Origin of the sequence: Nitrobacter sp. NHB1 (assembly GCF_036964665.1) — a bacterium.
GTDB lineage: Bacteria > Pseudomonadota > Alphaproteobacteria > Rhizobiales > Xanthobacteraceae > Nitrobacter.
This window is the reverse complement of record NZ_JBAMDA010000001.1, coordinates 2,191,873-2,212,834: the sequence shown is the minus strand read 5'-3', so window position 1 is coordinate 2,212,834 and position 20,962 is coordinate 2,191,873. Positions and strand designations below refer to the sequence as shown.

The window sequence follows — 20,962 nt, the reverse complement described above, 5'->3', positions numbered from 1 at the left end:
CGGGCGTCCTTGATTACCTCTGTACGGTGGTCTGGGTCGGGACGCCGTAACGGACGACATTGATGCTGTCGCGCCTCTGATCGTCGTTGTTGCTTTCCGGGGCGTTGGCGTCGGCGAGGCTGCGCAGCGCCAGCGCCAGCGTTCCCATCTGGCGCGACCGCGCCAGCGTCTCCGCCTGCTCCGGTTTCAATTCGAGCGTCGCGGTCTTGCCGACCACGACCTTCTGCCCGTTCTTCTCCTCGATGGTCTGGTCGATCGCGAGAACGCGCACGTTGCTGAGAATGGTCTCCGAATTGACGGAGTTCGCGTTTGGATGGTCCGGGTTTTTGTCCCGTTTCGAGAGGATCACGTCGACGCGGTCATTGGGGAGGATAAAGCCGCCGGCGCCGGTCTCGGGCGAAATTTCGGTCGAGATCGCGCGCATCCCGGTCGGCAGGATCGCGGCCATGAATCCGGATCCTTTCGCGCTGACCAGCTTGAGTTCGCGAATGGGTTCTCCCGCGATGAAGGGCGAGCGGGCGATCGATCCCGCCAGTTGCGTGGTGGCGTCGGGGCGCTGATCGCGGCGAATGAAGCTGCTGCTGGCGCTATTTGCGGGCCAGGCCTGCCACGCCACGTCGTTCGCTGTCACCGCCTGTCCGAGCGGGATGTCCGACTTCGCGACCAGAACGTCCACGGTCTGGAGCTGCGCGGTCTGCGCGGGTTGCGGCTTCTTGTCGGATCCGCTCGCGAGATAGGCGGCAAGGCCGCCGGCACCGACTGCGATGGTCAGGACGACAATGCGTGCGGTATTCATACGCTTCACTTTCCACGTTACGCCGGGGCGCTTGCGCCGCTGTAACGGGAGTTGAACAGTTATTCGTCAAAGCATGGTTAATGAGGCGTATCTAAATCGCGTTAATGAGAGGTTTCTTGTACGCGCTTCAGTGAAGCGCAAAGCGCGCCAGGTCGACCGCCTTGATCCAGCCGGTCTCCGGATAGACCAGCAGGGCGCCGAGCGCGAGCGCGATGCCATAGGGAATTCCTGTATCCTTGCCGTGCAGCCGGAGCAGCCAGTCCTGCCTGTAAAATAGCGCCGGCAGAGGCCATTGCCGGAACTGGAGCAGCAGCAGCGTCAGGGCTCCGCCGAACAGCGAGGCATAGACCAGATACTCCAGCAGATGTCCGAAGCCGAACCAGAGGGCGGTCGCGGCGGCCACCTTTGCGTCGCCGCCGCCAACCCAGCCCATCGCAAAACAGGTGAAGGCCACAGCGAGGACCGCCAGTCCCGCCCCCGCATGTAACAGCATGTCGTGAAGGCTCATGCCGCTCAGGGCGGCCACCACGAGGAAGCCGGCCACCAAAAGCAGCGAGACCCGATTGGAGATCGTCATGGTGAGCAGGTCGCTGGCGGCGGCGAACGCCATCAAGGCCGGGAACAGCAGCAAGCGTGCGACATCGAGTGTCATGGAGATAAGAGCCTCTGCAGTGCCATCTGTTACGCGGAGTATGATCCTAGCCGGTCAAAGTGAACATTCGGGAAACGGGAAAGGTCATGGCCAGTTAGCGACTATCCGGGCTGTGACGGCAATCACGGCGAGAGTCAGCGCCATGCAAACGGTCTGGATAGCCCGTCTCGTTGGCTCATCATCGGGCGGATAATGCGTCTTGGGTATGGAAGGTTTCGACAGGATCATGGCGGCCCGCCTCAACTTCTTGCGGACGAACGAAAGGAAGCAGGAACAGAAAAGGTCCCGGCATACCGGGACCCTTTCGTGCCGAACAGCAGTTGAACCGTCACTTAATTCTAGTTGGTGGTGGTGTTCAGGCTGGTGCCCACGCTGGTGAATGTGCCTCTCAGCGAGGTTCCGAGCGTATTGACGGCGGCGATGATCGCAACCGCGATGCCGGCGGCGATCAGGCCGTATTCGATGGCGGTGGCGCCGGACTCGTCCTTGGCGAAACGCTTGACCAGATTCTTCATAGGAAAACTCCCTGTGTTCACGTGGCTGTCGAACTACCTGGTCTTAACGGCGTTCTCAGCACCGTGACCATGACACCACCGTAGGATGGGAGAAATTGCAGCGCAGTTAATTCGATTGCAGAAACGCGGCCGTAACGGGCTGGTTCTTTCTCAGAGTGAATTTAGATTTAAGGGAGATTTATAAAAATGCATTCGACCTTCAAGGGACGGCTGCGGGGCCTGCGTTTGCAGTTCGTTCATCAATTAACGGCAGATTTGCCATGTCGGGCGCCGGCACCGTTGGGTATCGCTTTTGCCGGCTGGTATGCGTCCCGGAGTACAATATGTGGTTCAAGTCCCTGCGTGGCCGTTCGCGTGTTTCGATCGTCGGCCTGTCGCTTGCAACGGCGGTTTTGCTTTCTCCGGCGGCGGCTCTCGCCGAGGTGACGAGCGATCCGATCTCGGTCAATGTGGACCAAGCGAAGCTGGTCAAGCTGCCCGGACATATCGCGACGATCGTGGTCGGTAACCCGCTGATCGCCGATGTCACCCTGCAGCCGGGCGGCCTCGTGGTCGTGACCGGAAAGGGCTACGGCGCAACCAACGTGATTGCGATGGACCGCGCCGGGAGCATTCTGGTGGATCGCGTCATTCAGGTCGAGGGACCGAGCGATCGGGTGGTGACGGTCTATCGCGGCGTGGAGCGCGAGTCGTATAGCTGTATGCCGGTTTGCCAGAAGCGCATCACCCTCGGGGACAGCGCCGCTTACTTCAAGGCGACGATGGACCAGGCCAGTAATCTGAGTTCGCAGGCCAGCGGTGCGCCCTCAAAGTAAAAAAGTTGGTTGACCGTCCGGCAACCGGTGCCGGGACGCCTGGCGCATGCGTTCCGCGACGGTGCCGTTGAGCCATCCGAATGGTTAACATTTAGTATACGGCGAGGGGCATTCTGCTTCCATCGGGCGAAACACTTCAACAATCAGTTTCGGTTAGTCCTTGACGGTAGATAAATCCCGCCGTGTGCAAGGATTTTGCGATGTCGCCATTCCCCCGCCTCAGGATCGCAGCCGCAAGGGTGGCCGGGCGTTTTCGCGGCAATCAGCGCGGGTCCGCGGCGGTGGAATTCGCTCTCGTCGCACCGCTGTTCTTCGCGCTGCTGTTTGCGATCATCGAGACCGGCATGGTGTTCTTTGCGAGCCAGAGCCTGGAGACCGCGTTGCAGGACTCGGCGCGCACGATCCAGACCGGTCAGGCGCAGATCGCCAAGTACGACAAGGCGAGCTTTAAGAAAGACGTCGTCTGTCCGAATGTGAGCGTGCTGTTCGACTGCGCGAACGGCATTTATGTCGACGTCCAGAGCTACCCCGCCGGATTCGGGAGCGTGGCGATCTCCGATCCGATCACGTCCGATCCGGTCACGGGCAATAATTTCGTCGATAGCACGAAATACGACCCCGGCGGTCCGGGAGCTATCGTCGTTGTCCGCCTGTTCTATCAATGGCCGCTGTTCGTCACGGGACTTGGCTACAACCTCGCCAACCTGAGCGGCAGCAAGCGATTGCTGGCTGCGACGGCCGCCTTCAAGAACGAACCCTATAACTGAAGGATGTGACATCGATGTCCCGCATCTGGTCATGCATCAGGGTTTCAGCGGTCGCGCTGCGGCGTGATTCCCGCGGCGTTGCCGCGATCGAATTTGCGATGATCGTGCCGCTGATGCTGGTGATGCTGTTCGGGACCATCGATGTTTCGTCGGGCGTGGCGGTCAAGCGCAAGGTCACGCTGGTCGCGAAGACGTTGTCCGACCTGACGTCTCAATCCACCGGGGTCGGCGACGCGGATATCACCAATTTCCTCGCCGCCAGCTATGGCATCATGTGGCCCTATCCGTCGGCGCCCATCCAGGCCACGATTTCGGAGCTGTACATCGATCCGGCAACCTCGGTCGCGCGGGTGCAATGGAGCAAGGGGTCGTCGCCACGAGGCACGGGATCGCCAGTCGATATTCCGCCGGGCCTCATCGGCAAGGATTCGTCGAACAAAACGCTTCCCAATCAGTACCTGATCTACAGCGAGGTCAGCTATCTCTACCAGCCGATCGTCGGCTACGTCATGGCGAAAGCCGGCGTGACGCTGAGCGACACCGCCTATACGCGGCCGCGTCAGTTGGCCTGCGTGCATTATAACGAGCCGACGTCAAACCCTTGCCCGACAAACTGACGGTGATCAGAGCCTGTCGCGCGCAAAAAGATCGACGGCGCCAAAACAAAAGGCCGCGCTGAACGCACGGCCTTTGGTCGCCTGATTGTTTTCGATCTTAGAGCCTTTTCGCTTCTGACGGAATCAGAAGCGGGGCTCTATGATTTTGATGTGACGCGTTTTCTTAACGCGAACCGGTATCCACTTCGCTCGAAAACGCTCTAATTGCGCTTCGCGGAACGAAGCGTCTGGATAGTATTTAACCAGCGGCCCGCAGGTTGTCGGCCGATGATTTGCCAGAGCGGCGATCAGCGACGATCTCGTAGCTGATCTTCTGGCCTTCACGCAGCGTTCCAAGTCCGGCGCGTTCAACGGCGCTGACGTGAACGAACACGTCGTTGCCGCCATCGTCCGGTTGAATGAAGCCGTAGCCCTTGGTCGCGTTAAACCACTTCACGGTTCCCATGCTCACGGGTAGTCCCTTTTCAAATACGTATGTCGAAGCCCGCTTTCGGCGGGTTGGTGAGATCGGATTTTTGGAAGGGTCGTCAGCGTCTAAACCGGCTGTACCGGTGGATAGCCAATGTCGTCCGGCCGAAAATCGCTAAATCCTATATTATTCGAAGGCAGGTCCCAAAACAATCCTGACGTGCAGGATTTTTTGAGCTGCGGAGCCGCCGGCGCGACCGCCGGCCCTCGCCCCGACATCGGCGCGCGGTCGTCCTACCGTCGGACGTTGGCTACCTGCGGCGGAACTGGCCGCCGCGCGGCGGTCCGCCACGCGGTGCGCCGCTGGGGCGCTCGTCCTTGTGCCGGAAAATCAGGCGACCCTTTTCGAGATCGTAGGGGGACATCTCGATGGTGACGCGATCGCCGGCCAGCGTTTTGATCCGGTTCTTTTTCATCTTGCCGGCAGTATAGGCCACGATTTCGTGCCCGGCATCGAGCTGCACCCGATAGCGGGCGTCGGGCAGGATTTCGGTGACCAGTCCTTCGAACTGGATCAGTTCTTCTTTCGCCATATGGTTCTCCGGATCGGTGTGGCGCTTCACTAGAGCATTTTCCGGCTAAGTGGAAACCGGTTAGCGTGAAGAAAATGCTCTTAATCAATAACTTGCGCGTATTCGGATCGCAAAACCGGTCTCCACTTTTGCGAAAATACGCGCCAGTGGTCCGGTCCCAACATTTGCATCACGAACCCGCAGCAGGCGGGTAGTGAACCTCAAATCCACTCCACTAGAGCATTTCCCGGTGAAGTGGAAACCGGTTCACCGTGAGGAAATGCGACCACTCAATAGCTTGGAGCGCCCGTTCTGATTCCATCAGAACGGTAGGTGCTCTAGCGTTGAGGGCGTTGATTGGGCTTCGAGCGCGCTGGCCGGCTTTGGCGGTGCAGGAAGGCAACACCCTGCATCCCCTCGGCCTTGCCGCCCTGCGATGAACGGGAGGGCTCGTGCCGGCCGCCTTCCGGGCGGTTCGTTTGCGGTGCCCCCTTGCCATAACGGCTGCGGCGTCGCGGACCTTTCGCGCCGGGAGCGGCGTCGCCCGCTCTGGTCGCGTGACCATGGGGTGCTGGGCGTCCGGCGCGATGCTGCTGGTGGGCCGGCGCCGCCTCGCGCTGCCCCGGTGTCCGGCGATCTTCTCTCGGCAGCGCCACGCGAATCAACTTTTCGATATCGCGGAGATAGGCCATTTCTTCGGCTCCGGCGACCAGCGAGATCGCGGCGCCATCGGCGCCTGCGCGCGCGGTGCGGCCGATGCGATGGACGTAGGTCTCGGGAACGTTCGGAAGGTCGAAGTTGACGACGTGGCTGATGCCGTCGACGTCGATGCCGCGCGCCGCGATATCGGTCGCAACCAGTGTCCGGATCTCTCCGGTCCGGAAGGCCGCCAGCACGCGCTCGCGGTGGTTCTGCGATTTGTTGCCGTGGATCGCATCGGACCTGATGCCGGACTTGGCGAGGCTCTTCACGACCTTGTCGGCGCCATGCTTGGTTCGCGTGAAAATCAGCGCGCGGTTGACCGGTTCCTGCTTCAGAAGCTGAGCCAGAAACGCGGGCTTGCTGGCATGATCGACCTGGATGATGCGCTGGGCGATACGGTCCACGGTCGAGGCGACCGGCGTCACAGCGACGCGTGCCGGATCGCGCAACATCTGCTCGGCGAGTTCCGCGATGTCCTTCGGCATGGTGGCCGAGAAAAACAGCGTCTGCCGTTTGACCGGCAGCTTGGCGACGACTTTGCGGATGTCATGGATGAAGCCCATGTCGAGCATACGATCGGCTTCGTCCAGCACGAGAAATTCGACCTGACCGAGCTTCAACCCGTTGCTTTGAACGAGGTCGAGCAGGCGGCCCGGTGTGGCGACCATGACCTCGACGCCTTGCATGACCGAGCGGACCTGACGCCCCATCGGAACGCCGCCGATCGCGAGAGCCGAGGTCAGGCGCAGGTGGCGGCCGTAGGCGTTGAAGCTCTCGAGGATCTGGCCCGAAAGTTCGCGCGTGGGGCTGAGCACCAGCACCCGGCAGCTCTTCGGCTGTGGCTTGATGCGGTTCTGCAGCAGGCGATGCAGGATCGGGAGCGCGAAGGCCGCGGTCTTTCCGGTGCCGGTCTGGGCGATTCCGATGATGTCGCGCCCGGTAAGGGCAAGAGGAATGGTTTGAGCCTGGATGGGCGTGGGCGTCAGATAGTTTTCTTCCGCGAGCGCACGTGTAATGGGATCGGCAAGGCCGAAATCCTGAAAGGAGGGCAAAAGGTGGTTTCTTTCCATTATGCGACTGGGCGCCCGGCCACATCAGCCGGAGCGTGCCACAGGGTGTCTGCGGACACCCGCGTGCTTGGGGCGTCGATTGAGGTTAGATGAAGGGCAAGCCAGAAACCGTCGAACGGGCTCAGAACACGCGGCTCGCAGTGACCCGATCATTCTCAGGGTCGCGACACCATATGGAACAGGAACGCGGCAGATTCAAGGTATTTTGTCGAGGTTTCGCCTGGCGAAGGGTTCCCGGAAGCCAAAAGCCGATCCTCGCCGCGCGCCTGGGCTTGTGATTCGCAGCGCGATAATTCCAGAGCGTTTTCGAGCGGAGTGGTCACCGGTTCGCGTGAAGAATACGCGTCAAATCAAAATCATAGAGCCCCGCTTCTGATTCTATCAGAAGCGGAAAGGCTCTAACCGGTCAGCCGCACATGCTCAAAAAGTGGCCGGGTTTAATGCTGGCGGCGTCGCCGTTCTTTCTCCGCAAATTACTCCCCGCTCCACCCGCACGCCCTGAGTCGCGCGTGCAAATGCACCGGCGCGGGTGCGGTGACGACAACGGGCGGCTTGTTTCTCGATAAGGGAATCGCGATCTCGCGCGCGTGCAGTTGCAGGCCGGGTTCGCCGAACCACGGGATATATTGTTCATTACGCAGGCGGCGTAAGCTTGCCTGCGTTCCGTAAATATTGTCGCCGGCGATCGGCCAGCCCATCGCCGCACAATGGACGCGCAGTTGATGGGTGCGGCCGGTGACCGGTTCCAGCGCCAGCCAGGTCAGCCTTTCTGGGATATCCCCCGTCTTTCTGGCTCCCTCCTCCGTTAAGGGGGAGGGCTGGGGAGGAGGGTGACCTGATGCGATGCCGTAATTGTTGACCTCCGCCCCCGACGCCTCAGGGCGAGCTTCGCTTGTTTCGACCCCACAAAGGGAGGGGACGAAGCGATCGCTGGGCGCAGTGAAAACACCGCGCCCCAGCACTTTCCATTTCGTCACCGACGGCAGCCCGTTCGGGTCCGGCTTCTGCCACCAGCCGCGTTCGTGGTTCAGCCGTCCGAGTGGTATGTCGATGGTGCCCTCGTCATCAGTGGGGCCGCCCTCGACCATGGCCCAGTAGGTTTTTGAAATTTTGCCGTGCTTGAACAGCAGGCCGAGCGACGCCGTTGCTTTGCGATGACGTCCGAGCACCAGACAGCCCGAGGTGTCGCGGTCAAGCCGATGGGCAAGCACCGGCGGCCGCGGCAGGCCGAACCGCAGCGCATCGAACGACGCCTCGAGATTGGCGCCGCCCTTGGGGCCGCGATGCACGGGGATGCCGGCCGGCTTGTCGATCACCAGCATCAGCCCGTCGCGGTGGAGCACGCGGGCCTGGATTTGTTCGGCGCTGAGTTGGGGCGTATCCATGAACAGTTCAAGGCTTTCGCTTGGAGGTTGAAACGGCTAACACACCGCCACAATGAGCGACAGCACCGACGACAAACCGAAACAGAGCTGGTGGCGCAGGCTGTCCGGCGGCCTCAAGCGAACCTCGACTTCGCTCGGCACGGCGGTGGCCGATCTCGTCACCAAGCGCAAGCTCGACCGCGCAATGCTCGACGACATCGAGGACGTGCTGCTGCGCGCCGATCTCGGAACCGCGGTAGCGGAACGGATCGCGGCGGCCGTCGGCGAGGGGCGCTACGACAAGGCGATCTCCGCCGATGAGGTGAAGGCTGTCGTCGCGACCGAAGTGGAAAAGGTTCTCGCGTCGGTGGCTAAACCGCTGGTCGTCGATCAGACGCACAAGCCCTTCGTCATCCTGGTGGTCGGCGTCAACGGCTCCGGCAAGACCACCACTATCGGCAAGCTCGCGGCGAAGTTGTCCGCCGAAGGGCGCAGGGTGATGATGGCGGCCGGCGACACCTTTCGCGCCGCAGCGATCGATCAATTGAAGGTCTGGGGCGAGCGGACCGGATCGCCTGTCGTTGCGGGCGCACAAGGATCGGATTCTGCGAGCCTTGCGTTCAATGCGCTGACGGAGGCGCGCGACGACAGGCGCGACGTGCTACTGATCGACACTGCCGGCCGGTTGCAGAACAAGGCGGAACTGATGAACGAACTCGAAAAGATGGTTCGCGTCATCCGCAGGGTCGACGCGTCGGCCCCGCATGTGGTGCTGCTGGTGCTCGATGCCACCGTCGGACAGAACGCGCTGTCGCAAGTCGAGGCGTTTCATCGCATCGCCGGCGTCACCGGCCTCGTGATGACCAAGCTGGACGGCACCGCGCGCGGCGGCATTCTGGTGGCGCTGGCGGAAAAGCATAAGCTGCCGGTGCATTTCATCGGCGTCGGCGAGGGGGTCGACGATCTCGCGCCGTTCACCGCGCACGATTTCGCAAAGGCGATCGCGGGGATCGAGACGTGAAGAAATTGGTTGCAATAATAGCGTCATTGCCGGGCTTGACCCGGCAATCCATCTTCTTTTGAAGAGGGATGGATGCGCTGGTCACAGGCGAGTGGAAGCGACACCGTTCTTCGAACGGCTATGCCCGCGCATGACGCAAGTTCCCGAAGCAAGCCGGTATCACCCAGATGAACAAGTCACAACCGCACCCGCTGTTCAAGCTTGCAACCGAACTCGGTCCGCTGCTGGTGTTCTTTGCCGCCAACGCGAAGTTTAACCTGTTCGTCGCAACGGCTGCGTTCATGGTGGCGATCGTGGCGGCGATGATCGCGTCCTATGTGGTGACGCGACATATCCCGCTGATGGCGCTGGTCACCGGCATCGTCGTCATCGTGTTCGGCACGCTGACGCTCGTGCTACACGACGAGACCTTCATCAAGGTGAAGCCGACCATCATCTACGCCCTGTTCGCCGGCGTGCTCGGCGGCGGATTGCTGTTTGGCCGCTCCTTCATCGCGATCATGTTCGATCAGGTGTTCAACCTGACGCCGCGGGGCTGGCAGGTGTTGACGCTGCGCTGGGCACTGTTCTTTTTCGGCATGGCGATTTTGAACGAATTCATCTGGCGCACCCAGAGCACGGATTTCTGGGTCAATTTCAAGGTTTTCGGAGCGGTTCCGCTCACCATGATATTTGCGATGATGCAGATGCCGCTGACAAAACGCTATCATCTGGAGCCTGCCACGCTTGAGGGCAGCGATGCCAGCGAGGGCGATGTCAGGAAGTAGCTTCACCCAAACCGATGGGGTCCAGGTGTTGCCTTGTGTTCTTGCGGCCATGAGGGCGCACGAGACTGCACACATTATGCAGCGCAGCAACCCATTGGGTTTATTGGGACATGTACTTCTGAATACTCCTGAATTTCGCCAGCGGATCGCGAGGACTATAAGGCTTCTGACGCCCAAAGCCCTCAAAACCAAGCGTTCCAGTCGAAATACCGTAAAAAATCAGATTTTCTCGTCGTTTCGGGATAGTCAATGAAATTTGAAATAACCGCGAAGAAGGTTCAAAAAGTATCTGTCGATCTGGTTTTGCTTGATCGTGGAAAATTGGAGTCTATCTTTGCCGGTGACGTATCGTTGTTGGCTCCCGCAAAAGAATGAATAATGAATTTAATGCTGACTATTATATTTGGTGTCGTCGGGCTTGTTTTGAGCTTTGCATTTTTTGTGCCTCCAGAGCACGCAATGTTTCGGCTCATAGCAGCGGTTGGAGTGATGGTTGGATATCAAGCGGGTCAACTTGTTGGTCGGTTCGTAAGACCGCGTCCTAAAAGGTTTCTGACTTTAAGCGTGAGCGCGCTGTTTTGCGTTTACTTTGTTTTTGCTTATACCCAAACGCTTCAAACAGGATTAGCCAATACATCAGATATCGTGAACTTGGGTGTGCTGCTCGGTTTGTCTTTTTTCTGGCTGGGATTTTTATTGCCCTTCACGCGTGTTCCGAACAAAATTAAGTCGCTGTGGACAAAAGCTAAGTAAGGAACCTTTCGCAAGGCTCTTTCGGGATTAAGCCGACAGGTTGGGGTGGTGGACCGCAATGCCGAATCTCGGCCCGCAAAATCGCTGCGCCAAAATCGCTACGCAAGAAGCCACCGGCCGTAAGGACAGCATCATCAGAGCCTTGGTGTGATGTTAGGGCGGGCTCTTTCAAACGCATGAAAAAACGCACCGGCGGCGATGGCCGGTGCGTTTGATATTGACCCGCCTTATGAAGACGACTGCAATGACTACTTCGGCTGCGAGGCGATAATCTGGCCGGCGATCTTCTTGTAGGTCGCTTCGGGCAGGATTTTCTTCGAGACAAGTTGGTCCTTCTTGGCGTAGGGACGGCCGGCAATGATTTTGTCGGAATACTTATCGCCGATGCCTTTGAACGCCATCAGTTCTTCCTTGGTCGCGGTGTTGATGTCGAGTTTGGCCGCGTCGGACTTGGCGGGCGCCATCTTGTCGGCGGGCGCCATTTTTCCCGCCGGCGCCATCCTGTCGGATTTGGCGGCGGGCTGGGTCGACTGAGCCATCGACGGCGTGGAGGCGAGCAGGCCGAGCGCAAGCGCGGCGGCGGTGATCGAGGCGAGCGTGAAATAGCGCATGAAAAATTTCCCTCCAGGGGCTGGTGCTGGCGCGTATTCCGCAAAAGTGGACACCGGTTTTGCGATCAGAATACACGTAGATTATCGATTGAGAGCATTTTCTTGCGGCTGACCGGATTCCACTTAGCCGGAAAATGCTCTGACGCCGCAAAGGCTAGCTGCGAATTTGCGGCGGCGGCAAGGCCATCAAATGAACGGCAGATAAACGCCAAAATATATTTGGTCGGCCGTCGACCTCTCCGCGAGTCGTCCCGGCGAAAGCCGGGACCTATAACCCCTTGCGTGCGTGTTCAAGCAAGGCCATTGCTACCCTGCCAACGCGAGACGACAGCAGATGGATGTCAGGAGCCCGCCTTCAGCGCCTTGTCGATTTCCGGCTTCAGCACCGCGTCGATATTGTCGGGCGTGATCGCTCCGACCAGCTTGTAGACGATAGTGCCGTCGCGCCCGACCAGGAAGGTCTCGGGCACGCCGTAGACGCCCCATTCGATCGAGGCGCGGCCGTTGTCGTCGACGCCGACGATATCGTACGGATTGCCGTAGCGGCCGAGGAACCGACGGGCGTTGTCCGGCGCGTCCTTGTAGTTGATGCCGATGAATTGCAGCCGCCGGTCCTTGGCGAGTGCGGTCAGAAGCGGCGCCTCGCCGTGGCAGGGGACGCACCAGGACGCCCAGACGTTGACCAGACTGACCTTGCCCTTCAACGCCGCGGGGTCGAGGCCCGGTACCGGCTTGCCATCCGCGACGAGGCCGGACAGTGGCGGCAGCGTGGTTTTGGGCGCGGCATGGCCGATCAGCGCCGAGGGGATTCGCGAAATGTCGGTGTCGCCGAGCCGGAACCAGAACAGCAGCGCCAGCGCGGCAAAGAGCACCAGCGGCAGCGCCATCAGCCAGCGTCGTTTCGGCGCGGCGGGAATTGCAGGGTCGGTCATTTGACCTCCGCAGCGCTGCGTCCCGACCGCCTGACGGCGCCGGCGGCCTCGAGGTCGCGCAGGCGCGCCTTCTGGCGGCGGTAATCAGCGATTACCCAGATAACAAGCGCCGCGACCACGACTGCGACCGCGACATAGGACGTGACGATGAAGGAGGCGTAGGGACCGAGCGTCATGATCGTCACGCCGCCGACTTGCTGGCTTGCAGCATCTGCAGGGTGCGCACGCGGCGGCGCAGGATTTCATTCCGCATCGCCGCGATATGCAGTGTCAGGAACAGCAGCGTGAATCCGATCGCCATCACCAGCAGCGGAATCAGGAACGCGCGGTCGAGCGTTGAGCCGCCCATGCGGAGAACCGATGCCGGCTGATGCAGCGTGTTCCACCAGTTTACCGAGAACTTGATGATCGGAATATTGATCGAGCCGACCAGCGTCAGCACCGCGGCGGCGCGGGCGGCGCGCGACGGATCCTCGACCGCGCGCCACAGCGCCATCAGGCCGAGATACATCAGGAACAGGACCAGCACCGAGGTCAGCCGCGCATCCCACTGCCAGTAGGTGCCCCACATCGGGCGGCCCCACAGCGATCCCGTCAACAGTGCGAGGAATGTGAACGCCGCGCCGATCGGGACGGCGGTCTTGGCCGCGACGTCGGCCAGCGGATGCCGCCACACCAGCGTGCCCAGCGCAGCGATGCTCATCACGCCCCACACGAACATCGACAGCCACGCGTTCGGAACGTGGATGAACATGATTTTTACGGTCGCGCCCTGCTGGTAGTCGTCGGGCGCGGTCGCGGACTGGTACAGACCGATCGCCAGCACGAACACGGTCACGGCCACGAGCCACGGCAGAATCCGGCCGGCGAGCGCGAGAAATCGGGAGGGATTGGCGAGATCGATCAGAGTCATGGCACCACTGATAGTCGCCGAAGCCATCGCAGGCAATGCGGATTCGAGCCCGGCTTCTCTGTTAAGCAAAAGTTGATCGGCCGCATCGGACGCCTCAATCCAGCCCATGCCGCAGGCTCGCCGCGGCGGCGAACGGGCCGATCACCAGGCTTGCCAGCGACAGCGCGCACAGAATCGAGAACGGCGTGCCGAACGGCGATGGTCCGGATAGCGCGGCATTGGACGCGGCGACGCCGAAAATCAGCACCGGAATCGACAGCGGCAGAACCAGCACCGAGAGCAACAGGCCTCCGCGGCGCAGGACGACGGCGAGCGCGGCGCCGATCATGCCGGTGAAAGTGAGCGCCGGCGTTCCCGCCAGCAGCGTCAGTGCCACGGCGCCGGTCGCGGTAGCGTCGAGGTTGAGCAGCAGCCCCAGCACCGGCGTCGCGGCGACCAGCGGCAGCCCCGCCGCCAGCCAGTGCGCCAGGGCCTTGGCCGCGCAGGCCAGTTCGAGCGGTGTGCGGCTCATGACGATCAGATCGAGCGAGCCGTCGTCGTGATCGGCGGTGAACAGGCGATCGAGCGTCAGCAGGCTTGCAAGCAGCGCGCCGATCCAGAGAATCGCGGGGCCGAGTTTTCTGAGGAGCGCGAGGTCGGGGCCGACCGCGAACGGCATCAGCACCACGACGGTGAGGAAAAACAGCACGCCGATCAGCGCGCCGCCGCCGACGCGCATCGCGACGCTGACGTCCCGGCGAACCAGTGCGGCGAGCGCGGTCATGAGGGATTCCCCGAGCAGGGCGCGCGCCCTCCCCGCCGCTGCGCGGGGGGAGGGGTGAGAATCGCGTCGGGTGGCATCTCCAAAATAATCACGCTCACGTCGTCCCCCCGATCCGCAGTTCCCGCGCGGCGATGCCCAGCGGCGTGTGTGTCGCAGCCAGAATGATGCCGCCGCCCCCAAGGTGGCCGGTCATGATGGCGGCGAAAGCGTCTTGGCCGGCGACGTCGAGCGCCGAGGTTGGTTCGTCCAGCAGCCAGACCGGGCGCTTCACCGCCAGCAGCCGCGCGATCGACAGCCGTCGCCGCTGTCCCGCCGAGAGATAGGCGGCCGGCAGATGCGCGACATGATCGAGCCCGACCGCCGCGAGCGATTGCGCGGCATCGGGGGCCGATGCGCGCGACGCGCCGCCGAGAAACTCCCGCCAGAACGACAGGTTTTCGCTGACGCTGAGCGCGGGTTTCAGGGCGTCGCGATGGCCAAGGTAATGCGCCTGCTCGGGCAGCGTCAGGTCGCCATCGCCGCCCTCAAGGTCGATCGACCCGCCCTCCATCGCCAGGAGTCCCGCCAGCAGCCGCAGCAGGGAGGTTTTCCCGGCGCCGTTGGGCCCGGTGATCGCCACCGCCCGGCCGGACTCCGCCGCCACATCGAGGCCGGAAAACACCTCCCGTCCGCCTCGTACGCACCGCAAGCCGTGCCCTGAAAGTTTCATGATGATCCTGTTTGCGGAGCCGTCGCACGGCTTCTGTGCATGGCTGAAAGGCGGGGAGCAAGCATTGTTGGCGTGGCGGACGATCTGGAAAGACTCTATAAAACCGGAACTTGATGCAGCACAAACTGCCCCGCAACGAAACCCCGCGAGCCCGGCTCGTCTGCGGTGTTTTAATACCTCTAGGGCTCGCCCGACCGGCTACCCCCCAACTCTTGGATCGGGATTCCTCACATGGCTTCGCTCGACAGCTTCAAATGTTTGAAAACCCTCAAGGTCGGCGGCAAGACCTACGCCTATTACAGTCTGCCGGCTGCGGAGAAAAATGGCCTCAAAGGCATCTCCAGGCTGCCCTACTCCATGAAGGTGCTGCTGGAAAACCTGCTGCGCAACGAGGATGGCCGCTCGGTGACGAAGGAGGACATTGTCGCGGTCTCCAAATGGCTGAAGAAGCGCAAGATCGAGCATGAAATCTCCTTCCGCCCGGCGCGCGTCCTGATGCAGGATTTCACCGGCGTGCCCGCGGTGGTCGATCTGGCGGCGATGCGCAACGCGATGCAGAATCTCGGCGGCGAGCCTGCGAAGATCAATCCGCTGGTGCCGGTCGATCTCGTCATCGACCACAGCGTGATTGTGAACTTCTTCGGCGACAACAAGGCGTTCGCCAAGAACGTGGTCGAGGAATACAGGCAGAACCAGGAACGCTACGAGTTCCTGAAATGGGGCCAGAAGGCGTTCTCGAACTTCTCCGTGGTGCCGCCCGGCACCGGCATCTGCCATCAGGTCAATCTCGAATATCTGGCGCAGACGGTGTGGACAAAGAAAGAGAAACTGACGATCAGCAAGAAGACCCGCATCTTCGAGGTCGCCTATCCCGATACGCTGCTCGGCACCGATTCGCATACGACGATGGTCAACGGCCTCGCCGTTCTGGGTTGGGGTGTCGGCGGCATCGAGGCGGAAGCCGCGATGCTTGGCCAGCCGCTGTCGATGCTGTTGCCCGACGTCGTCGGGTTCAAGCTCAAGGGCGCGCTGAAGGAGGGCGTTACCGCCACCGATCTTGTGCTCACCGTCACGCAGATGCTGCGCAAGCAGGGCGTCGTCGGCAAGTTCGTCGAGTTCTATGGCCCCGGCCTCGATCATATGTCGGTCGCCGACAAAGCGACCATTGGCAACATGTCGCCGGAATACGGTGCGACCTGCGGCTTCTTTCCGATCGATGCCGCGACCATCGATTATCTCAAGACCTCCGGCCGCACGGCGTCCCGCGTCGCGCTGGTGACGAAATATGCCAAGGCGCAGGGCCTGTTCCGCACCACGGCTTCGCCCGATCCGGTATTCACGGAAAAGCTGACGCTCGATCTTGGCACGGTCGTGCCGTCGCTCGCGGGACCGAAGCGGCCCGAGGGCCGGCAGTCGCTGCCGGCGATCGCGGAGGGCTTCGCCGCCGCACTCGCAAGTGAATACAGGAAGACCGACGCCGCGGCGCGTTACCCGGTCGAAGGCCGCGACTTCGATCTCGGACACGGCGAGGTGGTGATCGCGGCGATCACCTCATGCACCAACACGTCCAATCCGACCGTGCTGATTGCCGCCGGACTGCTCGCGCGCAAGGCGGCGGCAAAGGGGCTGACCGCGAAGCCGTGGGTGAAGACCTCGCTGGCGCCGGGCAGCCAGGTGGTCGCGGAATATCTGGCAAATTCCGGGTTGCAGAAGGACCTCGATGCGGTCGGGTTCAATCTTGTCGGTTTCGGCTGCACCACCTGCATCGGCAATTCCGGTCCGTTGCCCGAGGAAATTTCAAAGTCGATCAACGACAATGGCATCATCGCCGCGGCGGTGCTCTCGGGCAACCGCAACTTCGAGGGTCGCGTTTCGCCGGACACGCAGGCGAATTATCTCGCCTCGCCGCCGTTGGTCGTCGCCTATGCGCTGGCGGGTTCGGTGACCAGGAACCTGGCCACCGAGCCGCTGGGCACGGACAAGGCGGGCAAGCCGGTGTACCTGAAGGACATCTGGCCGACCTCGAAGGAGATCAACGCTCTCATCAAGAAGTTCGTGACCTCGAGGATATTCAAGAAGAAATATGCCGACGTGTTCAAGGGCGATGCCAACTGGCGCAAGATCGAGACCGTGGAGGGCGAGACCTATCGCTGGAACATGGGTTCGACCTACGTGCAGAACCCGCCTTACTTCGAAGGCATGAAGAAGGAGCCGGAACCGATCGTCGATGTGGTCGATGCTCGCATCCTGGCCATGTTCGGCGACAAGATCACGACCGACCACATCTCGCCCGCCGGAGCCATCAAGCTGACCTCGCCCGCCGGAAAGTACCTCACCGAGCATCAGGTGCGGCCGGCGGATTTCAACCAATACGGTACGCGGCGCGGCAATCACGAGGTGATGATGCGCGGCACCTTCGCCAATATCCGCATCAAGAACTTCATGCTCAAGGGCGCCGACGGCAACATTCCGGAAGGCGGATTGACCAGACACTGGCCGGACGGCGAGCAGATGTCGATCTACGACGCCGCGATGAAGTACCGGCAGGAGAACGTGCCGCTCGTCGTGTTCGCCGGGTCCGAATACGGCAACGGCTCGTCGCGCGACTGGGCGGCCAAGGGCACGCTGCTGCTCGGTGTTCGCGCGGTGATCTGCGAGAGCTTCGAGCGCATCCACCGCTCCAACCTCGTCGGCATGGGCGTGCTGCCGCTGACCTTCGAGGACGGCGCGTCATGGCAATCGATCGGACTCAAGGGCGACGAGACGGTGACGATTCGCGGTTTGCAGGGCGATCTGAAACCGCGCCAGAAGCTGACGGCGGACATCGTCTCCCGCGACGGTTCGCTGCGTCGCGTCTTGCTGCTCTGCCGCATCGATACGCTCGACGAACTCGACTATTACCGCAACGGCGGTATCTTGCATTATGTGCTGCGCAAGCTCGCGGCGTGACTTGGTGGTCCGATTCCAGCATTCGCATCCCGCTCCAGCGAGTGTTTTGGCGAATGCCGGAATCAAGAGGACCATCAGCAAACATAAAGTTGCTAGTGGAGTTTTGGATTTGACATTCGCATCCGGAAACCGCGGTCGAGAGGGTAGCGACTATCAAATCCACTCCTCCAGCCTCGCGATGGCCTCACCGCGAATTGAGTGGCGGGTCAGCGGAAGGCGGCTTATGAAAATGCCGGTTCCTCGCGTTCGGAGGTATGTTTCCCTTCATGGCGCCGGCACACGTTGTGCCGCGGTTTCGATGTGGCCTTGATGATGACTCATGGTTGTTTGTCGCGCCTGTTCGGCGCGCTCAGCGTTTGCGCGTTCGTTGCGGTCGTTGCTCCCGCCAAGGCCGGTCCGCGCGCGGTGGTTGAACTGTTCACGTCGCAGGGCTGCTCATCGTGCCCGGCGGCCGACAAGATTCTTGGCGACCTCTCCAGGGATCCCTCGATTGTCGCGCTGAGCATGCCGATCGATTACTGGGACTATCTCGGCTGGAAGGATACGCTGGCCGACAACCGCTTCACCGCGCGCCAGAAGGCTTATTCGCAGATGCGCGGCGACCGTGACGTCTACACGCCGCAGGTGATCGTCAACGGATCGGCCCATGTGATCGGCAGCGATCGTGCGGCCATCGACAAGGCGGTCCGCGATACCAAGAAGAACGACGACGTGATGTCGGTGCCGGTCTCGATGGCGGTGTCGGGACGGCAGCTCAATGTGTCGGTTGCGTCCGCCAGCGCCAATCATCCCACCGATCACGGCGAAATCTGGATATGTGCGATCTCGAAGGCCGTGCCGATCGCGATCGGGCGCGGTGAGAACGGCGGCCGCGAAGTGACCTACCACAACGTCGTTCGAAGCTGGCTCAAGGTCGGCGACTGGACCGGCAAGGCCGGTACCTGGGCGGTGCCGATGGAGAATATCGCGCAAAATGGCGTCGATGCCGCGATCGTCTACGTTCAGGATGGCAATCGCGACAGGCCTGGTCTGATGCTCGGTGCGGCCTATACCTCGCTGCGCTGATCGTTCTCAACTTTTCGGATCGTCATTTCGGGATGTTCTTGTCCGACGGGTGCAACGCGTTTGCGAGGATGACGCAGACCCGATGCGCGAATCGACCACCGGCGGCTCCCTCCAAAGAGGGAATGTCTCGCAAAAGAAAAAGGACCAGCTTTCGCCGGTCCCGAGCGGTCTTGGGCTTTAGTTCCCTGCGAATAGGCCCGATCCTGATGGCCCCGGGGGGCTGGGGGCTGAGGATCCGGTACCGAAAGGACCGGGCCATCGCAGTGTCTGCTATCTCGCAATCCAGCAGGGCGGTTGCTTGACGGAAATTGGGCTGCATTATGATTTTGACTAACGTTCGTGTTACGGCACTGTTTTGATCGCGGCGTTCTGACGCAGCTACAGCGTTTTCGAGCGAAGCATGTCCTCGGGCTTGACCCAAGGCTGAGTATCGGTTCGCGTGATGAAAACGCGTCAGGGCCTCTCGGAACACTCAAGCCCTCTTGCGGCGAGGCGTATCCGGCGCGATCATGTCGTCGACATGACAGGAGGCGCCGATGAGTTCGCTATCGGGCGACGTTGATCCAAGCGAGAGCCGCGCGGCGGATCGCAGTCCCGCCGCGCTCCCCGTTCCAGGCCGCGTAACGTTCACCCGCCTCGAACTCAATCACATCCTCAATCTTTATGGACGCATGGTCACCAATGGCGAGTGGCGAGATTATGCCATCGATTTCCTCAAGGACCGTGCGGTGTTCTCGATCTTCCGCCGCGCCTCGGAAGTTCCGATCTACCGCATCGAGAAAGATCCGCGGCTGGCGCGCAAGCAGGGCGCCTATAGCGTGATTTCGGCAAGCGGCCTGGTCCTGCGGCGTGGCCACGAACTCGACCGCGTCCTGCTTGTCATCGACCGCAAGCTGGCGCTGGTCTGACGCAGCGTCGGTCTGACCCGCCGTCGGCCGAAAGCAAAAGCGGGATAACCTCGATCCGGGGGTGACAAGGCAGCGATATTTCCTGAGAATCGGTCGATCGGGAGAGCGATGGACGGGGTTGTTGGCGGTGGCTGGCACGAGAAGGCTTCTATCAGGTTTGGCAATCGTTTGCGGCTTGGTGCTGGTCTCCGTGGAAGCGGACGCGGGATGGTGGTCGCGCACGCCAGTTGACTTCGAGGATTGCGCTGCGCGTGCGAAAAAAAATGCGACGTCCGCGGAGGACAAGGACAAGCAGATTACGACATGCGAGGCCAAATTCGCCGGCCGGCGCAAGCCCAGCGGCGGCTACACCTATTACGACTTCATGCAGAACCGGCATTTCGACATCGCAGGTCCGAACCCGACGGCGGAAGAGCAGAAGCATATCGATGAGCAGTATGCCGCTTATCTCAAGGACCAGCGGCGCGGCATCATCGCGGCGGCGTTTTTTCGGAAGCGGCAGCAGGTCGAGCAGGCCAAGGCCGCGGTCAAGCCCAACGCCGGCTCCGGCAATGTCAGGCTGACGACAGCGCCGAAAATGGCCGAAAGGCGTGTAGCTGTACTTCCGCGCCCGCGCCCGAAGATTGCCAGTCACTGCAAGGAAGATTTTTTCTCGACCTGCGGTTGGTCCCGAATTTCAACCGGCGTGCGCGACTTCAAAAAGGTTCTGTTCGGCTCATTCCCCCGCAAGGACGAGCGCAGCTAGTCATAAAGTGCGTGTCCCTCTGATTCCGGAGCTCGCATCAAAGGTTGCTGCAAGGCCATGCGAACTTCGGAGTCGGGACACTAGCGCTTATGGCGTTCACCTGCCCGCGCTCGCCAAATGAATCTTCTAGCGACCGATTAAGCCTCGACGAACTTCCGTTCGAACGCTCGATGTCATTCAACCGCCGAATTGGCGGTCGTTACGGCTTACCGGTAATGTCCTCGCTCGCGGAAAGCGACGCGCGGATTGATTCCGCAATAGGCGTCGGTGCCTGATGCCGTGATCATGCACTGCCGGTATGTCGAGAACTGGCAGTTTCCCGGATAACCCCACTCCCTGCCTTGCAGGCAGTATCTGTAGTCATGAGCTGAGGCCGGCGAAACCGGAGTGCCGATTGCCAGAATGGCCGCGGCCGACAGGGCCGCACAGATCAAATTGCGCATGATATTTCCTCCGGATGGAGGAACGAATTGGTAGCCGAGGCGTTCCATCACTCTGCCGGCTGCGGTTATCGAAGCGACCGCCCGCCGAGCCATACTGTGGGTCGG

24 protein-coding genes are annotated in these 20,962 nt (G+C 61.4%); 10 read left to right on the top strand and 14 right to left on the bottom strand.

The annotated features are described in order from the left end of the window. Nucleotides 1-13 precede the first annotated feature (13 nt). The 3 genes from cpaB to V4R08_RS10290 all read right to left on the bottom strand — a co-directional run bounded on the left by cpaB (nucleotide 14) and on the right by V4R08_RS10290 (nucleotide 1,963). Nucleotides 14-796 (bottom strand): Flp pilus assembly protein CpaB, encoded by a 783-nt coding sequence (gene cpaB / locus V4R08_RS10300; protein ID WP_335579267.1) that lies wholly within the window; start codon nucleotides 794-796, stop codon nucleotides 14-16. Between the two features lie 127 nt (nucleotides 797-923). Next, nucleotides 924-1,448 (bottom strand): A24 family peptidase, encoded by a 525-nt coding sequence (locus tag V4R08_RS10295; protein WP_335579266.1) that lies wholly within the window; start codon nucleotides 1,446-1,448, stop codon nucleotides 924-926. Nucleotides 1,449-1,786: 338 nt separating this feature from the next. Continuing rightward, nucleotides 1,787-1,963 carry a Flp family type IVb pilin gene (locus V4R08_RS10290; protein ID WP_335579265.1) on the bottom strand — a complete coding sequence of 59 codons (177 nt, stop codon included), beginning with the start codon at nucleotides 1,961-1,963 and terminating at the stop codon, nucleotides 1,787-1,789. Nucleotides 1,964-2,286: 323 nt separating this feature from the next. Between V4R08_RS10290 and V4R08_RS10285 the strand changes: the two genes are divergently transcribed. From V4R08_RS10285 to V4R08_RS10275, 3 genes are all read left to right on the top strand, one after another. Next, on the top strand, nucleotides 2,287-2,778 hold the full coding sequence (locus tag V4R08_RS10285; protein ID WP_335579264.1) for a pilus assembly protein N-terminal domain-containing protein: 492 nt from the start codon (nucleotides 2,287-2,289) through the stop codon (nucleotides 2,776-2,778). A gap of 200 nt (nucleotides 2,779-2,978) precedes the next feature. Continuing rightward, on the top strand, nucleotides 2,979-3,545 hold the full coding sequence (locus tag V4R08_RS10280; RefSeq protein ID WP_335579263.1) for a TadE/TadG family type IV pilus assembly protein: 567 nt from the start codon (nucleotides 2,979-2,981) through the stop codon (nucleotides 3,543-3,545). Between the two features lie 14 nt (nucleotides 3,546-3,559). After that, the gene (locus tag V4R08_RS10275) at nucleotides 3,560-4,162 is read left to right on the top strand and encodes a TadE/TadG family type IV pilus assembly protein (protein WP_335579262.1); all 603 of its coding nucleotides are present in this window, start codon (nucleotides 3,560-3,562) and stop codon (nucleotides 4,160-4,162) included. Between the two features lie 238 nt (nucleotides 4,163-4,400). Here V4R08_RS10275 and V4R08_RS10270 read toward each other — a convergent pair whose 3' ends face one another. The 4 genes from V4R08_RS10270 to V4R08_RS10255 all read right to left on the bottom strand — a co-directional run bounded on the left by V4R08_RS10270 (nucleotide 4,401) and on the right by V4R08_RS10255 (nucleotide 8,299). Then, a complete protein-coding gene (locus V4R08_RS10270; protein WP_041357603.1) occupies nucleotides 4,401-4,613 on the bottom strand; it encodes a cold-shock protein in 213 nt (70 codons plus the stop codon). Between the two features lie 268 nt (nucleotides 4,614-4,881). Next, the gene (infA, locus tag V4R08_RS10265) at nucleotides 4,882-5,163 is read right to left on the bottom strand and encodes a translation initiation factor IF-1 (RefSeq protein ID WP_011508994.1); all 282 of its coding nucleotides are present in this window, start codon (nucleotides 5,161-5,163) and stop codon (nucleotides 4,882-4,884) included. 317 nt (nucleotides 5,164-5,480) lie between these two features. Beyond that, nucleotides 5,481-6,914: a DEAD/DEAH box helicase gene (locus V4R08_RS10260; RefSeq protein ID WP_335579261.1), complete on the bottom strand. Its 1,434-nt coding sequence runs from the start codon at nucleotides 6,912-6,914 to the stop codon at nucleotides 5,481-5,483. 473 nt (nucleotides 6,915-7,387) lie between these two features. Then, on the bottom strand, nucleotides 7,388-8,299 hold the full coding sequence (locus V4R08_RS10255) for an RluA family pseudouridine synthase (protein WP_335579260.1): 912 nt from the start codon (nucleotides 8,297-8,299) through the stop codon (nucleotides 7,388-7,390). A 52-nt stretch (nucleotides 8,300-8,351) separates the two neighbouring features. Here V4R08_RS10255 and ftsY point away from each other — a divergent pair, with 52 nt between their 5' ends. The 3 genes from ftsY to V4R08_RS10240 all read left to right on the top strand — a co-directional run bounded on the left by ftsY (nucleotide 8,352) and on the right by V4R08_RS10240 (nucleotide 10,819). Then, nucleotides 8,352-9,299 carry a signal recognition particle-docking protein FtsY gene (gene ftsY, locus V4R08_RS10250; protein ID WP_335579259.1) on the top strand — a complete coding sequence of 316 codons (948 nt, stop codon included), beginning with the start codon at nucleotides 8,352-8,354 and terminating at the stop codon, nucleotides 9,297-9,299. A 167-nt stretch (nucleotides 9,300-9,466) separates the two neighbouring features. Then, nucleotides 9,467-10,066: a septation protein A gene (locus V4R08_RS10245; RefSeq protein WP_335579258.1), complete on the top strand. Its 600-nt coding sequence runs from the start codon at nucleotides 9,467-9,469 to the stop codon at nucleotides 10,064-10,066. 378 nt (nucleotides 10,067-10,444) lie between these two features. After that, a complete protein-coding gene (locus tag V4R08_RS10240) occupies nucleotides 10,445-10,819 on the top strand; it encodes a hypothetical protein (protein ID WP_335579257.1) in 375 nt (124 codons plus the stop codon). A gap of 248 nt (nucleotides 10,820-11,067) precedes the next feature. On the opposite strand, the gene V4R08_RS10235 is transcribed toward V4R08_RS10240, so the two are convergent. From V4R08_RS10235 to ccmA, 6 genes are all read right to left on the bottom strand, one after another. Continuing rightward, on the bottom strand, nucleotides 11,068-11,430 hold the full coding sequence (locus V4R08_RS10235) for a ComEA family DNA-binding protein (protein WP_335579256.1): 363 nt from the start codon (nucleotides 11,428-11,430) through the stop codon (nucleotides 11,068-11,070). A 341-nt stretch (nucleotides 11,431-11,771) separates the two neighbouring features. Then, nucleotides 11,772-12,362: a DsbE family thiol:disulfide interchange protein gene (locus V4R08_RS10230; protein ID WP_335579255.1), complete on the bottom strand. Its 591-nt coding sequence runs from the start codon at nucleotides 12,360-12,362 to the stop codon at nucleotides 11,772-11,774. Next, complete coding sequence (gene ccmD / locus V4R08_RS10225; protein ID WP_335580243.1) at nucleotides 12,359-12,538, bottom strand: heme exporter protein CcmD; 180 nt, start codon at nucleotides 12,536-12,538, stop codon at nucleotides 12,359-12,361. Before ccmD ends, V4R08_RS10230 begins: the two co-directional genes overlap by 4 nt. 5 nt (nucleotides 12,539-12,543) lie before the next feature. After that, nucleotides 12,544-13,275, bottom strand: coding sequence for a heme ABC transporter permease (locus V4R08_RS10220; RefSeq protein WP_335580242.1), 732 nt, complete (start codon nucleotides 13,273-13,275; stop codon nucleotides 12,544-12,546). Nucleotides 13,276-13,369: 94 nt separating this feature from the next. Continuing rightward, nucleotides 13,370-14,038, bottom strand: a complete 669-nt coding sequence (ccmB, locus tag V4R08_RS10215) for a heme exporter protein CcmB (RefSeq protein ID WP_335579254.1) — start codon at nucleotides 14,036-14,038, stop codon at nucleotides 13,370-13,372. Nucleotides 14,039-14,132: 94 nt separating this feature from the next. Further along, nucleotides 14,133-14,747 carry a heme ABC exporter ATP-binding protein CcmA gene (ccmA, locus tag V4R08_RS10210; RefSeq protein ID WP_335579253.1) on the bottom strand — a complete coding sequence of 205 codons (615 nt, stop codon included), beginning with the start codon at nucleotides 14,745-14,747 and terminating at the stop codon, nucleotides 14,133-14,135. A 231-nt stretch (nucleotides 14,748-14,978) separates the two neighbouring features. Between ccmA and acnA the strand changes: the two genes are divergently transcribed. The 4 genes from acnA (at nucleotide 14,979) to V4R08_RS10190 (ending at nucleotide 20,414) form a co-directional block, all read left to right on the top strand. Continuing rightward, nucleotides 14,979-17,696, top strand: a complete 2,718-nt coding sequence (gene acnA, locus V4R08_RS10205; RefSeq protein ID WP_335579252.1) for an aconitate hydratase AcnA — start codon at nucleotides 14,979-14,981, stop codon at nucleotides 17,694-17,696. A gap of 309 nt (nucleotides 17,697-18,005) precedes the next feature. Then, entirely contained in the window at nucleotides 18,006-18,761 is a 756-nt protein-coding gene (locus V4R08_RS10200) for a DUF1223 domain-containing protein (RefSeq protein WP_442935649.1), read from the top strand. Nucleotides 18,762-19,297: 536 nt separating this feature from the next. Further along, the gene (locus tag V4R08_RS10195) at nucleotides 19,298-19,669 is read left to right on the top strand and encodes a DUF2794 domain-containing protein (RefSeq protein ID WP_335579251.1); all 372 of its coding nucleotides are present in this window, start codon (nucleotides 19,298-19,300) and stop codon (nucleotides 19,667-19,669) included. A gap of 157 nt (nucleotides 19,670-19,826) precedes the next feature. Then, nucleotides 19,827-20,414: a hypothetical protein gene (locus tag V4R08_RS10190; protein WP_335579250.1), complete on the top strand. Its 588-nt coding sequence runs from the start codon at nucleotides 19,827-19,829 to the stop codon at nucleotides 20,412-20,414. Nucleotides 20,415-20,620: 206 nt separating this feature from the next. On the opposite strand, the gene V4R08_RS10185 is transcribed toward V4R08_RS10190, so the two are convergent. Continuing rightward, entirely contained in the window at nucleotides 20,621-20,857 is a 237-nt protein-coding gene (locus V4R08_RS10185; protein ID WP_335579249.1) for a DUF3551 domain-containing protein, read from the bottom strand. Nucleotides 20,858-20,962 lie beyond the last annotated feature (105 nt).

What these genes read in the sequence shown, in the direction of transcription:
- cpaB (WP_335579267.1), bottom strand. Translation starts at nt 796, where the DNA reads ATGAATACCGCACGCATTGTCGTCCTGACCATCGCAGTCGGTGCCGGC.
- V4R08_RS10295 (WP_335579266.1), bottom strand. Translation starts at nt 1,448, where the DNA reads ATGACACTCGATGTCGCACGCTTGCTGCTGTTCCCGGCCTTGATGGCG.
- V4R08_RS10290 (WP_335579265.1), bottom strand. Translation starts at nt 1,963, where the DNA reads ATGAAGAATCTGGTCAAGCGTTTCGCCAAGGACGAGTCCGGCGCCACC.
- V4R08_RS10285 (WP_335579264.1), top strand. Translation starts at nt 2,287, where the DNA reads ATGTGGTTCAAGTCCCTGCGTGGCCGTTCGCGTGTTTCGATCGTCGGC.
- V4R08_RS10280 (WP_335579263.1), top strand. Translation starts at nt 2,979, where the DNA reads ATGTCGCCATTCCCCCGCCTCAGGATCGCAGCCGCAAGGGTGGCCGGG.
- V4R08_RS10275 (WP_335579262.1), top strand. Translation starts at nt 3,560, where the DNA reads ATGTCCCGCATCTGGTCATGCATCAGGGTTTCAGCGGTCGCGCTGCGG.
- infA (WP_011508994.1), bottom strand. Translation starts at nt 5,163, where the DNA reads ATGGCGAAAGAAGAACTGATCCAGTTCGAAGGACTGGTCACCGAAATC.
- V4R08_RS10260 (WP_335579261.1), bottom strand. Translation starts at nt 6,914, where the DNA reads ATGGAAAGAAACCACCTTTTGCCCTCCTTTCAGGATTTCGGCCTTGCC.
- V4R08_RS10255 (WP_335579260.1), bottom strand. Translation starts at nt 8,299, where the DNA reads ATGGATACGCCCCAACTCAGCGCCGAACAAATCCAGGCCCGCGTGCTC.
- ftsY (WP_335579259.1), top strand. Translation starts at nt 8,352, where the DNA reads ATGAGCGACAGCACCGACGACAAACCGAAACAGAGCTGGTGGCGCAGG.
- V4R08_RS10245 (WP_335579258.1), top strand. Translation starts at nt 9,467, where the DNA reads ATGAACAAGTCACAACCGCACCCGCTGTTCAAGCTTGCAACCGAACTC.
- V4R08_RS10240 (WP_335579257.1), top strand. Translation starts at nt 10,445, where the DNA reads ATGAATTTAATGCTGACTATTATATTTGGTGTCGTCGGGCTTGTTTTG.
- V4R08_RS10235 (WP_335579256.1), bottom strand. Translation starts at nt 11,430, where the DNA reads ATGCGCTATTTCACGCTCGCCTCGATCACCGCCGCCGCGCTTGCGCTC.
- V4R08_RS10230 (WP_335579255.1), bottom strand. Translation starts at nt 12,362, where the DNA reads ATGACCGACCCTGCAATTCCCGCCGCGCCGAAACGACGCTGGCTGATG.
- ccmD (WP_335580243.1), bottom strand. Translation starts at nt 12,538, where the DNA reads ATGACGCTCGGTCCCTACGCCTCCTTCATCGTCACGTCCTATGTCGCG.
- V4R08_RS10220 (WP_335580242.1), bottom strand. Translation starts at nt 13,275, where the DNA reads ATGACTCTGATCGATCTCGCCAATCCCTCCCGATTTCTCGCGCTCGCC.
- ccmB (WP_335579254.1), bottom strand. Translation starts at nt 14,038, where the DNA reads ATGACCGCGCTCGCCGCACTGGTTCGCCGGGACGTCAGCGTCGCGATG.
- ccmA (WP_335579253.1), bottom strand. Translation starts at nt 14,747, where the DNA reads ATGAAACTTTCAGGGCACGGCTTGCGGTGCGTACGAGGCGGACGGGAG.
- acnA (WP_335579252.1), top strand. Translation starts at nt 14,979, where the DNA reads ATGGCTTCGCTCGACAGCTTCAAATGTTTGAAAACCCTCAAGGTCGGC.
- V4R08_RS10200 (WP_442935649.1), top strand. Translation starts at nt 18,006, where the DNA reads ATGATGACTCATGGTTGTTTGTCGCGCCTGTTCGGCGCGCTCAGCGTT.
- V4R08_RS10195 (WP_335579251.1), top strand. Translation starts at nt 19,298, where the DNA reads ATGAGTTCGCTATCGGGCGACGTTGATCCAAGCGAGAGCCGCGCGGCG.
- V4R08_RS10185 (WP_335579249.1), bottom strand. Translation starts at nt 20,857, where the DNA reads ATGCGCAATTTGATCTGTGCGGCCCTGTCGGCCGCGGCCATTCTGGCA.